This is a genomic window from Oceanicola sp. D3 (genome assembly GCF_006351965.1).
Taxonomy (GTDB): Bacteria; Pseudomonadota; Alphaproteobacteria; order Rhodobacterales; family Rhodobacteraceae; genus Vannielia.
Genome location: NZ_CP040932.1, coordinates 1,590,992 through 1,605,075 on the forward strand (window position 1 = coordinate 1,590,992; position 14,084 = coordinate 1,605,075).

Consider the following 14,084-nt stretch of genomic DNA (forward strand, 5'->3'; position numbering starts at 1 on the left):
CAATGTCGGCTTGGAATTCCCTCTCCCCCGTGCTGCGGGGCGGCTTGACGGCGGGCGCGCTTGCGCTGGCCGGTGCGGGCCTGTGGCTGTGGCAGGGCGGTGTTGCTCCGGAGGCGGAGCCGGGTGCCGAAGTGTCCTCAGGTGAGGATGCGAGCGGGGCTGTTGAGGCTGAAGCGGGCAGCACCGAAGAAAAGGGCGGAACGGTCGCTGGCAGCGGAGCGGCAGAGGAGCTGCAAGGCGCACCCGAGCCGCGCGCTGCCGACGAACCGGAGCAAGCAGCAGAGACGCCCGCGCCCGCAAGCCCACCAGACCCGGCAGCCAGCGATGCCATGGACGAGGCCCAAGCGGCACAGAGCACACCGGCTGGTGATGCGCCGCCGCAGGGCGAGGCGCGCCTGCCCAGCTTTGACCTCGTCCGCATCGAACCCGGTGGCGCGGCGGTCATTGCGGGCAATGCCGCGCCGGGCGATGCCGTGTGGCTCCTGCTCGACGGCGCGCCCATCGCAGATGCAACAGCCGACGCCTCGGGGGCCTTCGTAGCACTCACCAACATCCAGCCCGGCGATGTGCCGCGCGTGCTGACGCTTCTCGCCAAGGGCGAGGCGGGCGAGCGGCGATCGGAAGCCAGTGTGATTGTTGCGCCTGCCGTCACCGTGGCGAATGCCGACGAACAGCCAAGCGACGCGCCGCTTGAAACCGCCTCTCTCGGAGAAGATAGCGCGCCCGCGTCACTGGCCGAGACCCCGCCCGCAGAAACCGAGGCCCAACCCTCCCCGCCCGAAGCCCCCACGCCGCCGGACATGGACGATGCGCCTGCCATCGCCTCTGCCGCGGCCAGCCCGGCAGGTGAGGAAAGCGAAGCGGCAGCGGAGCCGTCTTCTGAGCCGGGCGAAGCCGATGCGCCGCAGGCGGCCGAAGCTGCGCCGGAAGGGCCCGCAGAGGGCCCCGCGACGCCCGATGCGCCCGCCACCACGGCTGCCAACCCAGGCAATGCGCCCGTCACCGGCCCCGGCGAGCCCGCCACATCGCCACAACTCCCCTCGGCTGAAACCCCGGAAACCGCCGCAGCCGAGCCGCTGCCTGCCACAAAAACCGCCCGCGCTGCTGCCCCCGCTGTCTCCGGCGAGGGCGCACAGCTTCTGGTGGCCAGTGGCGAGGGGCTGCGGGTGCTTCAACCCAGCGCCACGGCTGCAGAAGTGCCGCTGCGGGTTGAGACCATCGGCTACCGTGAAGGCGCGGTCACCCTTTCGGGCCGGGGCACCGGCGGGCCGTCAGACCTGCGGATCTACCTCGATAACGACCCGGTCGCCGTGGCGCCGCTTGATACCGATGGCACATGGACCGCCGAGTTGAGCGGCGTGACCCCGGGCACCTACACGCTGCGGGTCGACCAATTGGCGCAAAACGGCAAGGTAACAGGACGGTTTGAGACGCCCTTCCTGCGGGAAAGCGAGGCGGCACTTGCCCGCAACGCGCCCGCGCCGACAGATGCCGAGGGGCTCGCCGTTTCGGTCATCACCGTGCAACCGGGCTATTCGCTCTGGGCCATCGCCTCTGACCGCTACGGCGACGGCATGGACTATCACAAGGTGCTCGAAGCAAACCGGGGCCAGATCCGCGACCCGGACCTGATTTATCCGGGCCAGATCTTCGATCTGCCGGATTGAAAGCTGCCCTGCGGCGTGATCGCACTGGACGCCGCCGCACAGCGCCTTAGGTTCGCCGCAACATTCACGATCCTGAGAGGTGCGCCAGGCCCATGGCCGAGCCAACCCGAAAAGACCCCGGCTCCAACTGGGGCATCATCCAACGCGTTCTGCCCTATCTCTGGCCAGATGGGCACCCGGGCCTGAAGGCACAGGTGGTGCTCTCGCTCGCCGCGCTGCTGGTGTCCAAGCTGATTTCGGTGGCCACGCCCTTCTTTTACAAGGCGGCGGTGGACCAACTGGCGGGCGATACGCCCTCCACCGGCCTGCTGATCGGGCTGACGGCGGTTGCGCTGACGGTGGCCTATGGCATGGCCCGGCTGCTCACCGTGGGCTTCCAACAGCTGCGCGATGCGTTCTTCGCCCGCGTCGGCCAGCGGGCGCTGCGGCGGCTGGCGCTGGAAACCTTCAACCACATCCATGCGCTTTCGATGCGCTACCACATCACCCGCCGCACGGGCGGGCTGAGCCGGATCATCGAGCGCGGCGTGAAGGGCGTGGAATTCTTGCTGCGGTTCATGCTGTTTTCCATCGGCCCGCTGATCCTTGAGCTGGTGATGGTCTGCGTGGTGCTGGCCTGGGTCTTCGACATGCGCTACCTCGGCGTGCTGGTCGTCACCATCGCGCTCTACGTCGCCTTCACCTTCAAGGTCACCGAATGGCGCGTGCGGATCCGCAAGCAGATGAACGACAGCGACACCGACGCCAACCAGAAGGCGATCGACAGCCTGCTGAACTTCGAAACCGTCAAATACTTCGGGGCCGAGCGGCGGGAGGCATCGCGTTATGATGCGGCGATGGCGGGCTATGAGGATGCGGCGATCCGCACCAACTATTCGCTCGGCTTCCTCAACTTCGGCCAGTCGGTTCTGATCACCGGCGGGCTGGTGGCGGTGATGGTGATGGCGGCCATGGGCGTGCAGAATGGCAGCCTGACGGTGGGCGATTTCGTCATGGTCAACGCCTATATGATCCAGATCACCGTGCCGCTGAACTTCCTCGGCTCGGTCTACCGCGAGATCCGGCAGGCGCTGACCGATATGGGCGAGATGTTCACCCTGTTGGGCCAGCCCGCCGAGGTGACGGATGCAGAAGGGGCAGGGGCCCTTCAGGTGGCGGGGGCGGAGGTGCGCTTTGATGATGTGCGCTTTGGCTACGATTCCGAGCGGGGTATTCTGAAGGGCGTCAGCTTTGCGGTGCCTGCGGGCGGCAGCCTTGCCATTGTCGGGGCCTCCGGGGCGGGCAAAAGCACCATCGGGCGGCTCCTGTTCCGCTTCTATGATGTGACGGGCGGCGCGATCAGGATCGACGGGCAGGACATTCGGGAGGTGACGCAGGAAAGTCTGCACGATGCCATCGGCGTGGTGCCGCAGGATACCGTGCTGTTCAACGACTCGATCCGCTACAACATCGCCTATGGGCGACCTGATGCGAGCTTTGAGGAGATCGTCGAAGTCGCCAAATCGGCGCGTATCCATGCCTTCATCGAGAGCCTGCCGCAGGGCTATGACACGGCGGTTGGTGAGCGCGGGCTGAAGCTTTCGGGCGGTGAGAAGCAGCGGGTCGGGATTGCCCGCACGATGCTGAAGAACCCGCCGATCTTGCTGCTGGACGAGGCGACCTCGGCGCTGGATACCGAGACCGAGCAGCAGATTCAGGGCGCGCTGGCTCGGGCGGCGGAAGGGCGCACGGTGCTGACCATCGCGCACAGGCTCTCGACCGTGGCCGGAGCCGATGAGATCATCGTGCTGGATGCGGGCGAGGTGGTGGAGCGAGGAAGCCACACCGAGCTTCTGGCGCGGGGCGGAAAATACGCCGCCCTCTGGTCACAACAACAACGCGAAGAGGCCGCCTGAGGGCGGCTCATCGCCGCGCTCGCCTTCGGCTCGGCCCCTCTTCGCAGGGGCAGAGCCGCGGGCGACACATTCGAGTGGCAGCCGTGAGTGGGGCCTACTCCGCCGCGCGGATGTGGGATCCGCCGGGCTTGTCCTCATCCTTCTCGGCACCGTCGCCCGTGTCCTCGCCCGTGTCCTCGGCCTTGTCGGTGGCCTCTGGAGCCGCTCGATTGGCCTCCGGCGCTCTTTCCTCAGGGACCACCTGAGCCTCCGGCACCGCCTCGGCTTCGACAGTCTCTTCCGGCATTTCCTCTTCCGACCAGATGATCTCGGGGCGTTTCACCTTCTTCGCCGCGCGGCTCAGCGCTGCGTCACGCGCCACCCGGCTGGAGCGCCCAAGGGCGACCTTGCCGATGCTGCGCAGGCCCACGTAGGCCCCCTTGGAGGCCCAGATACGCAGGGCCAGCATGGACGGCGTGAAGACCAGCGTCAGCACGGTGGCCGTGCCGAGGCCAAACACAACCGCCGTGGCGAGCTGTTTCCACCAAAGCGCGGTGGGGCTGTCGAGCGAGTAGCCGCCGTTGATGAAATCCAGCGAAAGGCCAAGCATCATCGGGGTCAGGCCCGCCATTGTGGTGATGGTCGTCAGCAGAACCGGGCGCAGCCGGGCCTCGGCGGTGCGGATCACCGCTTCGAGCCGGGGCATGTAGGCGGAATACTCCTGATAGGTGTCGATCAAGACGATGTTGTTGTTCACCACGATCCCCGCCAGCGCGACGATGCCGGTGCCGGTCATGATGATCGAGAACGGCTGGCCAAGCAGCAGCATGCCCCAAAGCACACCGGCGGTTGAAAGAACCACGGCCAGAAGCACCAGCACCGCGTTGTAGAAGCTGTTGAACTGCGCCAGCAGGATGATGAACATCATACCAAGCGCCATGCCGAAGGCACTCATCAGAAACTGGCCGCTCTCTTCCTGGTCTTCCTGATCGCCGGTCCATTCCCAGTCGATGCCGGTGGGCAGGGGGCTTTGCTCGCCGGTGAGCCACTCGGTGATCACGCCGATGCGCTCGTTGGCGTTGACGGCCACAACCGATGCACCGCTGAACTCACCGCTGCCTTCTGCGGCGGCGCGGGCCTCTTCGGTGGGCATGACGGCCAGAAGGGCACCATCCTCCCCCACGAGTTTGGACAGGCCCGGGGCTACATCGGCTTTCACGTCGTAGATGCGGCGCTGGTCCACCCGGTCGATCCGGCCGATCTTGGGCACCGGCTTGCGGGTGATGAAATTGGAGAGCGGCACCTGCCCGTCCGGGGTGCGGACCTTCAACTCGTCCAGCGTGGAAAGCACCCGGTCTTCATAGGGAAGCCGCACGCGGATTTCGATTTCCTCATCCGAGCTGTCCACGCGCATTGTGTCGAGCAGGATGCCGCGGGTGACAAGCTGCACCATCGCGCCCACTGTGGCCACATCAGCGCCGTAGCGCCCGGCCTTTTCCACATCCACGTCGATCTGCCAGTCGATGCCGGGCAGGGGAGTGGTGTCTTCAAGGTCGATGACGCCGGGCATGTCGCCAAGGTAGCTGCGCACCGTGGCAACAGACTCTTCCAGCGCCGCGAAGTTATCGCCCGAGAGCCGCAGGTGAATCGGCTTGCCCGCGCCCGGACCCATGGCGAGGTTGAGAATTTCCGGCTGGATGCCGGGAATTTCCAGCACCGCCTCTTCGATCCTCTCAAGGATCACGTCGCCATCAAGCTCGGCCAGCGGTACATCATGGGTGCGGGCGTATTCGGGCCGGTCCTCCCAGGGGATCAGCTCCAGCTGGATCTGGCCCACCGTATCCAGCGGCGACTGGCTGCCGCCGGTGTTGGAGTTCAGCCCACCCTCACCGGCAAAGGAAAACGCGCTTTCGATGCCGGGGATATGCGCCATGGCCTCTTCGACCTCGCGCACCATCTCGTCCTTCTCTTCCAGCGAGAGGTTGCCGCGCGCTCGGACATAAACAATGGCCTGCTCCGGCTCGCTCTCGACAAAGAAATCGACGCCGTTGTTGTTGGCGCCGTAATAGATGAACGTCGAGAAAACGAAGAAACCCACCGCGCCCACGGTGACGAGCGGCATGATCGGGTTGCCCGCGATCGCGGTGATGAGCCAGCCAAAGGGCGAACGGCGGTGCCCGGCTTGCACCCGTTTGGCGCGGCGCTCCAGCCGGGCGGCGTCAAGCGTGATGGTCGACAGGAAGGCTGCGGTGATGAAGAGCAAAAGCCCCGGCACCACGGCTGCCGCGCCGGGCAGGGGCGAGGTGCCGCCGAAGAGATAGCCCGGGTTGATGCATTGCAGCGCGGCAATGAAGAGCAGGTAGAGCGAGGGCACCACCAGCAGCGCGCGCACCCACCACGGGAAGCGGCGCAGTGCCTCGGAGGCGTTGTGGAACGTCCGGCTCATCCGGCCCGAGACGCCGCCGAGAACCGGCAGGTAGACCAGCGCCACCAGCAACGAGGCAGACAAGACGAAGATCAGGGTGACGGGCAGCATCCCCATGAACTGCCCGGCCACACCGGGCCAGAAGAGCATGGGCAGGAAAGCGCAGAGCGTGGTCGCGGTGGAGCTGACGATGGGCCAGAACATCCGCTTGGCGGCCTCGACATAGGCGTGCATCGGCCCCACGCCGTCGCGTATTCGTTTGTCGGCGTATTCCACCACCACGATGGCACCGTCCACCAGCATGCCCACCGCGAGGATCAGGCCGAACATCACGATGTTGGACACGGTGATGCCCATGATCGACAGGAAGATGAAGCACAGCAGAAAGCTGATCGGAATCGCGATGCCGACAAGGATGGCGGGGCGGATGCCGAGCGCGGCCAGCACGACAATGGCCACCAGCGCGATTGCCGTCATCACCGAGCCCTCAAGCTGGCTGACCATCGACTTCACCACCCGGCTCTGGTCGTTGGAGGTGCCCACCTGAATAGCATCGCGCAGCTCGGGCGGCCATTTGGCGCGCTCGGCCTCCACCACCTCGCGGATCGCGGCGGCGGTGTCGATGATGTTGTAGCCCTTCTTCTTGGAAACCTGCAGCGCCACCGTGTTGACCCCGTTGAAGCGGGCGGTGCCGGAGCGGTCTTCGAAGGTCAGGCGAATGTCGGCAAGGTCGCCTAGGGTGACGATGCTGTCGCCGTTCACCTTTACCGGCAGTTGCAGCACGTCTTGGCTGCTCTCGAAGCTGGCGGGAATCTTCACCGAGAAGGTGCCGCCGGGGGTTTCCACCTCGCCGGCAGCGATGAGCTGGTTGTTGTTCACCACCACGTTGATCAGCTCGGCGGCGGTGACGTTGTAGCTTTCCAGCTTCAGCGGGTCGATCACCACTTCGAGCATCTCGTCGCGGTGCCCGGCCAGTGTGGCCTCCAGCACCGGCTCCAGCCCTTCGAGGCTATCCTGCAAGTCTTTCGCCACCTTCACCAGCGTGCGCTCTGGCAGGGCGCCGGTGAGGTTGACGATGATGATCGGAAATTCGGAAAAGTTGATCTCGCCGATGGTGTAATTATCTGCCCCATCGGGAAAATTCGCCCCGGCCGTGTTCATTGCGGCGCGCACATCGGCCAGCGTGGCGGACTTGTCCCAGCCAAACTCGAACTCCAGCACCACGTTGGCATAGCCCTCGGTGGCCACGCCCGTCATGGTCTTCAGCCCGTCGAGGTCTGAAAGCTCGGTTTCCATCGGTTTCACAAGCATCTTTTCGGCATCCGCCGCCGAAATCCCGGGGAAGGGGACGGACACGAAAACAGCCGGAATCTCGATATCCGGCTCGCCTTCCTTGGGCAGGCTCAGATAGGTCGCCCAACCCACGAGGATCGACATCGCCACGAAGGCGAGGATCATCCGGGCGCGGGCGGCGGCCCAATCGACAATGCCTGTCATTGGGTCAGCTCCTCGAGGGTGACCTTCACCGGCACACCGTCAACAACATACTCCTGCCCGCGGGTGATCACCTTGACCTGGTCGGGCAGGCCGGTGACCCAAACGCCGTCCACCGTATCACGCAGCACGATCACGGGGGCAAAACGGGCGGTGCTTTCGTCATCCACCCAGCGCACCCCAAGGGCACCGTCGTCATCCAGCGTCAGCGAGGATTGCGGCAGCAGATGCGCCTTGGCCCCATCGGCGGACACGGCAATCTCCACCGTCTGGCCATCGCGGATTGCAAGGTCGGGATTGGGCACCTGCACTTCGATGCGGAAGGTGCGGGTGGAGGCATCGGCGGAGCGGGACAGGAAAGTGACCTTGCCCGTGACCTCATCGCCAGTTGCCAGCCGCGCCCCGGCTTGTGCGCCGGTTTCAACCCGATCCACCTCATTTTCGGGGAGGAAGCCCACCAGCTTGATCGGATCGAGCTGCAGGATGGTGGCACAGTCGGACCCGGCCTGAAGCAACATGCCAAGCTCGGCGCTGTCACTTTCCAGCAGGCCGGAGAAGGGGGCTGTGATGGTGAGCCGCTCGATCTCTTTTTCGGCGGCGGCCACGGCGGCTTCGGCGGTTTGCACCTGGCTCTTGGCCCCTTCTACGCCCGATTGCGCGGCCTGCACGGCGGCCTTGGCCGAGGAGACGCCGGCGCGCGTGGCTGCCACGCGGGTGTCAGAAGCATAGCCGCCTTCCGAGAGCTGGCTTGCGGCTCGGTCGTTGATCTCGGCCTCTTCCAGCGCGGCCCGTGCCTCGGCCACGCGGGCTTCGGCTTCCGGAATCCCGGCGCGGGCAGAGGCAAGCTGGGCACGGGCTTGGGCAAGCTGGGTTTCGCGGGTGCCCGGGTCGATCTCGCAGAGCATCTGCCCGGCGTCGACGAAGGCCCCTTTGCGCAGCGGCTCCGAGATGATCTGGCCCGAAGTTTCGGCCCGCACAACCACCTGCCGCGCAGCTTCGGTGCGGCCCCGGATGACAACGGCGCTGTCGATCTCGCGCGCCTCGCTTTCGATCGCCAAGACGGACACCACTCGCGCTTCACCTGCGCCGGTGCCATCGGCCTCGACCGAGCGCGGCTCTGCTTCTGCCTCGGTCTGCTCAACCGGGGGCGCGTCATCTCCGCCGCCGGCGAAAGACAGCAGCAGGTCGCGCTGCATGATCACGAGGTAGAGCACCGCTGCAACGCAGAGCGCGATGAGGATCGAAAACAGCCGCATGGCCGAGCTTCCTTGCAACAATGGGGCGCATTGCGCCCCAACCAACACTTCGCTGGTGCAGAACAAAGGTGGCCAATTCGGGGCCGATAAGTCCTGAACCGTTTGGTTTAGTTTAGAGGCAATGCCTCACCCGCGCAAGCCAGAGTTGCAGCCTCCCCGGGCCCTGCTGACAAACCCCGGCCCGCGCCGGAGCGGCGGTGCTGCAATGCCCTTGGCATCTGGCCTCATTTCCGGGTAAGAAGCACCGATCTTGCGGGGCGTGAGACCCCGCTGGCACGACAGAAGGCAGGCAGATGAGCGAGAGCGAGAGCTTCATCGAGGAAGTCACCGAAGAGCTGCGGCGCGACAGGCTGTTTGCGCTGATGCGCCGCTATGGCTGGATCCCGGTTGTGGTGATCGTGGTGCTGGTGGGCGGCGCGGCTTGGTTTGAGTGGCAGCGCTCCTCCGAGCGGGCAGCAGCCGAAGCGCGGGGCGATGCCGTGCTGGCGGCGCTGGAGGCCGAAGAGGGCGAAGCCCGTTTGGCCGCGCTGGGCGATGTGGAGGCCACGGGTGAATTTGCCGCCGTCATCGAGCTGCTTCAGGCCGCAGAGGCACAGGCCGGGGAAGACCCGCAGGCCGCTGCCGACATGCTGCTGACCGTTGCCGATGACGCCAGCCTGCCGCAGCCATGGCGTGACCTGGCGGCGCTCAAGGCAGTGATGCTGGGCCCGGATGCAATGGACGCCGAGACCCGCGGCGCACAGCTGGAGCGGCTTGCCGGTTCGGCCTCGCCGCTGGCCCGACTGGCCCGCGAGCAGCAGGTTTACGCGCTGATCGAGGCCGACGACCGGGCAGGGGCTCTGGCGGCCGCAGAGGCGCTGGTGGAGGAGGATGGCTTGAGCCGGGGCTTGCAAGAGCGCCTCCTGCAAGTGATTGTGGCATTGGGAGGAAAGCCCGGGGAGGGCTGATCCGCCCCGCGCCAAACGGGCCAGTCCCGCGCGGCGTGTCGAAGGGAAGACCGGGCAAGGAAGGCAGGCCGTGAGAGCAGCAGCAACAAAGTGGATCACCACGGGTGCCATCGTGGCCCTGCTCGCCGCCTGTACCGGAGGCGACCAACCTCTGCCGGGCAAGCGGATTGGCGTGCGCGAGGCGGTGGGCGTTGATGACCTTGGCGGCACCACGGCCCCGATCTATCGCGGCGCGGCCCCGATCTCGCTGCCCCGCCCGGTGAACCACGGCGCGTGGACCCATCGCAACGGCACCCCGCAACACCGCATTCAGCATCCGGCACTGGCGCGCAGCGTGCAGGCGATCTGGCGCACCGACATCGGTCAGGGTGACAGCCGCAAGGCCCGGATCACCGCCGACCCGGTGGCCGCGGGCGGGCGCATCTTCACGATGGACAGCCGGGCGCAGGTTTCTGCCGTCTCGACGCAGGGCGAGCTGATCTGGGCAACCGATGTGACCCCGGCGCGCGACCGCACGCAGGATGCCTCGGGCGGCGGCCTCGCGCTTGCTGGAAATACGCTTTACGTGGCAACGGGTTACGGCGAGTTGCTGGCCCTCGACACCGCCACGGGCGGGCTGCGCTGGCGGCAAAAGTTTGACGGGCCGGTGCAGGGCACGCCCACTGTTTCGGGCGGCACGGTTTACGTTGTCAGCCGCGACAGCCGCGCGGTGGCCGTCGATGCCTCCAACGGGCGGCTCAAATGGGAAATGCCGGGCACGCCAACGCCTTCGGTGATGGTCGGCGGGGCCGGGCCTGCGCTTTCTGCGCGGCATGTGATCTTCCCCTTCGGCTCGGCCGAGGTGATGGGCGCGCTGAAGCAATCAGGCCTGCGCACATGGTCCGAGAACATCGCCGGCGAGCGGCGCGGGCGGGCCTATACCGGCTATGCCGACGTGACCGGCGATCCGGTTGTGGCGGGCGATACGGTGTATATCGGCACGCAGTCCGGGCGCACCGTGGCGCTGGATATCAACAGCGGTGAGCGGCGCTGGACCTCGCTCAACGGGGCCTATTCGCCGGTCTGGCCTGCGGGCGGATCGGTGTTCATGGTGTCGGACGCCAGCCAGTTGCTGCGGCTCGATGCTGCCACCGGCAAAACGATCTGGTCGGTCAAGCTGCCAGCCTACACCAAGAAAAAGTCACGGCGTCGCAAGGCGGTGTTTGCCCATTACGGCCCGGTTCTGGCTGGAGGGCTGCTGCGGGTGGCCTCCGATGACGGGCTGCTGCGAAGCTTTGAGCCGACGTCGGGCGCGCTTGTCTCTGCCGTCGAGCTGCCCGGTGGGGCCAGTTCCAACCCGATCGTGGTGGCGGGCACGCTCTATGTGGTCAACTCCCGGGGCCAACTGGTGGCTTTCCGTTGAGCTGAAAGCGGTGTATGAGGCGCTCTTATCGCTTCGGACCGGACCATTAACATGAGCTTCACACTCGCCATCGTTGGACGCCCCAACGTTGGAAAATCAACTCTTTTCAACCGCTTGGTCGGCAAGCGGCTGGCGCTGGTCGATGACCAGCCAGGGGTGACGCGTGACCTGCGCGAGGGCGAGGCACGGCTGGGCGACCTGCGCTTTACCGTCATCGACACCGCCGGGCTGGAAGAAGCGACCGACGAGAGCCTGCAGGGCCGGATGCGCCGCCTCACCGAGCGCGCGGTGGAAATGGCCGACGTTTGCCTGTTCCTGATCGACGCGCGCACCGGGGTGACGCCGACCGACGAAATCTTTGCCGACATCCTGCGCCGCAAGAACGCCCATGTGCTCCTCGGCTGCAACAAGGCCGAAGGCCGCGCGGGCGAGGGCGGCATGATCGAGGCCTGGGGCCTCGGGCTGGGCGACCCTATTGGGCTGAGTGCCGAACATGGTGAAGGCATGTCAGACCTCCTGGCAGCCTTGATGCCAGTTGTTGATGAAATTTCGCTTAACAAGCCGGATGAGAGCCCCGAAACCGAGGTGTCGGTGGAAGAGGGCGAAGAGGCAGAGGCTTGGGCGCCGACAAAGAAAAAGCCGCTTCAGGTTGCCGTTGTGGGCCGCCCGAATGCCGGGAAATCGACGCTGATCAATGCGATCATCGGCGAGGACCGCCTGCTCACCGGCCCCGAAGCCGGGATCACCCGCGACTCGATTTCACTGGCGCTGGATTGGGACGGAATCCCGACCCGGCTGTTTGACACCGCCGGGATGCGCAAACGCGCCAAGGTGCAGGAAAAGCTGGAAAAACTCTCGGTTTCCGATGGGCTCCGGGCGGTGAAATTTGCCGAGGTGGTGGTGGTTCTGCTCGATGCGGCCATCCCCTTTGAGCAGCAAGATCTGCGCATTGCCGACCTTGCCGAGCGCGAGGGCCGCGCCGTGGTGGTGGCCGTCAACAAGTGGGACTTGGAGCCGGAAAAGCAGGCCAAGCTCAAGGGCTTGCGGGTGGCGTTTGAAAAGCTGCTGCCACAGCTCAAGGGCGCCCCTCTGGTGACGGTTTCGGCCAAGACGGGCCGGGGGCTGGACCGGCTGCAACAGGCGGTGGTGAAGGCCCATGAGGTTTGGAACCGCCGGATCACCACGGCCAAGCTAAATGACTGGCTTATCAATATGTTGGAGCAGCATCCGCCGCCCGCTCCGGGGGGACGGCGCATTCGGCTGCGCTATATGACACAGGCCAAGACGCGGCCACCGGGGTTTGTGGTGATGTGCTCGCATCCCGACAAGCTGCCGGAGAGCTACAAGCGCTATCTTGTCAACGGGTTGCGCGAAGACTTTGACATGCCCGGCACGCCGATCCGGCTGTATTTCCGCGGTCAGGGCGACGCGAACCCCTACAAGAACAAGACCAAATCCACGCCATCGCGGCTGCGGAAGCACTTGGGCAAGAAATCGTTTGGGGACTGAGGGTTAGAGGGTTAACGCGGCATATGATACCGCGACCCACAACCCATGCACATCCTATGCACAGCCCATACATAGGCTTATTTGCACAGAATGGGCGGTTAACCCGCCGCACTCTCTCATGATGCGCGGCCTCCCCAAGCCGTGAGCGGGCAGGCCTTGGTTGGCCAAGGTGGCTCGTGTAGAACGGGGCAAAACAGGCAGGGCGGATGCGGGCAGCACTCCTTTTCATGGCTTTCGCGCTCTGGGGCGCGGTGATGGCTTCTGGCCCGGCGCGGGCACAGGACTTCTCGGCGCTGGCGCGGATTGATCCTGCGCGCTCGGGTGTGGAGGAAAGCGGGCAGGGGGTGCGGCTGAAACTGACGATCAGCCAGCCGGTGCCCTACCGCGTGCGGCTGCTGGCCGATCCGCCCCGGCTGGTGGTGGACTTCCGCGAGGTGGATTTTGCGCCGCTGGGTCAGCCAGACCTTTCGTCGCTGGAGCAGGTGGTGGCCCTGCGCAGCGGGCGCGTTGGCCCCGGATGGACCCGGCTCGTGGCCGAACTTTCGCGCCCGCTCGGCTTTGGCTCGGTGCATATGGTGACGGGCGCTGCCGATGGCTCGGCCCGTGTAGAGGTGGCGCTGGAGCCGGTCAGCGAGGCGCAGTTTGCCGGGCAGGTGAAGCGCGGCGAGCGGCCGAGTGATGTGTTCCCCAACCCCTCGGCCAGCGCGCCGCCCAAGAAACGCCCGGAGGCGGGCGGCCCCATGGTGGTGGTGCTCGATCCCGGCCACGGCGGGGTGGACCCGGGCGCCACGCGCGGCGGGGTAACAGAGGCCGACCTGATGCTCGCCTTTGCCCGCGACGTGCGCGAAAGCCTTTTGCGCTCAGGGGATTACGAGGTGGTTTTGACGCGGGAGGATGACAGTTTTGTCTCCCTCGAAACCCGCCTCACCATCGCCCGCCGCGCCGGGGCGCATCTGTTCATCTCGCTCCACGCCGATGCGGTGGAGGAGGGAATCGCGCGGGGTGCGCAGGTTTATACCCTGTCGGATGAGGCAAGCTCGGAGGCGCTGGCCAAGCTGGCGTATCGGCACGACCGGGAGGACATTCTTGGCGGGGCCGATCTGAGCGGCACTGATGATCAGGTGGCGCAGGCCCTGATGGAGATCGCCCGCCGCGAAACCGCCCCCCGCACCGAGGCGCTGGCCGAGGCGGTGGTGGCCGGGTTCAGGGCGCAGGGCGTGCGGCTGCACCGGCATGCGCGGGGGCAGGCGGATTTTTCGGTGCTGAAGCTGCCCGACATTCCGGCGGTGCTGCTGGAGGCGGCCTTCCTTTCGACCGAGAGTGAGCTGGAGAAGCTGCAAAGCGCCGCGTGGCGCAAGCAGGCGGCCGACGGGATTGCCGCAGCGGTGGCGAATTGGGCGGCAGAAGACGCGCGGCTGAGGGCGCTGATCCGGCAGTAGCGCGGGCGCATTGCCCGCGCTGCGGCCTCTTCGCCCGGGGTGGCCCGCAGAGCGCTCGCCACGAAAGCGCC

At 66.3% G+C, this 14,084-nt stretch carries 8 protein-coding genes; 6 read left to right on the forward strand and 2 right to left on the reverse strand.

The annotated features are described in order from the left end of the window. The first annotated feature begins 2 nt into the window (after positions 1-2). Both FHY55_RS08125 and FHY55_RS08130 read left to right on the forward strand, forming a co-directional pair. Positions 3-1,667: a LysM peptidoglycan-binding domain-containing protein gene (locus FHY55_RS08125; protein ID WP_168222958.1), complete on the forward strand. Its 1,665-nt coding sequence runs from the start codon at positions 3-5 to the stop codon at positions 1,665-1,667. A 92-nt stretch (positions 1,668-1,759) separates the two neighbouring features. Continuing rightward, positions 1,760-3,562 carry an ABC transporter ATP-binding protein/permease gene (locus tag FHY55_RS08130; RefSeq protein ID WP_140013708.1) on the forward strand — a complete coding sequence of 601 codons (1,803 nt, stop codon included), beginning with the start codon at positions 1,760-1,762 and terminating at the stop codon, positions 3,560-3,562. 94 nt (positions 3,563-3,656) lie between these two features. Here FHY55_RS08130 and FHY55_RS08135 read toward each other — a convergent pair whose 3' ends face one another. Both FHY55_RS08135 and FHY55_RS08140 read right to left on the reverse strand, forming a co-directional pair. Continuing rightward, positions 3,657-7,463, reverse strand: a complete 3,807-nt coding sequence (locus FHY55_RS08135; protein ID WP_140013709.1) for an efflux RND transporter permease subunit — start codon at positions 7,461-7,463, stop codon at positions 3,657-3,659. Then, positions 7,460-8,716, reverse strand: coding sequence for an efflux RND transporter periplasmic adaptor subunit (locus FHY55_RS08140; protein ID WP_140013710.1), 1,257 nt, complete (start codon positions 8,714-8,716; stop codon positions 7,460-7,462). Before FHY55_RS08140 ends, FHY55_RS08135 begins: the two co-directional genes overlap by 4 nt. 293 nt (positions 8,717-9,009) lie before the next feature. Between FHY55_RS08140 and FHY55_RS08145 the strand changes: the two genes are divergently transcribed. The 4 genes from FHY55_RS08145 (at position 9,010) to FHY55_RS08160 (ending at position 14,013) form a co-directional block, all read left to right on the forward strand. Continuing rightward, positions 9,010-9,663 (forward strand): hypothetical protein, encoded by a 654-nt coding sequence (locus FHY55_RS08145; RefSeq protein WP_140013711.1) that lies wholly within the window; start codon positions 9,010-9,012, stop codon positions 9,661-9,663. Between the two features lie 70 nt (positions 9,664-9,733). Next, entirely contained in the window at positions 9,734-11,065 is a 1,332-nt protein-coding gene (locus tag FHY55_RS08150; protein WP_254695458.1) for a PQQ-like beta-propeller repeat protein, read from the forward strand. Between the two features lie 51 nt (positions 11,066-11,116). Beyond that, positions 11,117-12,574 carry a ribosome biogenesis GTPase Der gene (der, locus tag FHY55_RS08155; RefSeq protein WP_140013712.1) on the forward strand — a complete coding sequence of 486 codons (1,458 nt, stop codon included), beginning with the start codon at positions 11,117-11,119 and terminating at the stop codon, positions 12,572-12,574. Positions 12,575-12,780: 206 nt separating this feature from the next. Beyond that, positions 12,781-14,013 carry an N-acetylmuramoyl-L-alanine amidase gene (locus FHY55_RS08160; RefSeq protein WP_140013713.1) on the forward strand — a complete coding sequence of 411 codons (1,233 nt, stop codon included), beginning with the start codon at positions 12,781-12,783 and terminating at the stop codon, positions 14,011-14,013. Positions 14,014-14,084: the final 71 nt, after the last annotated feature.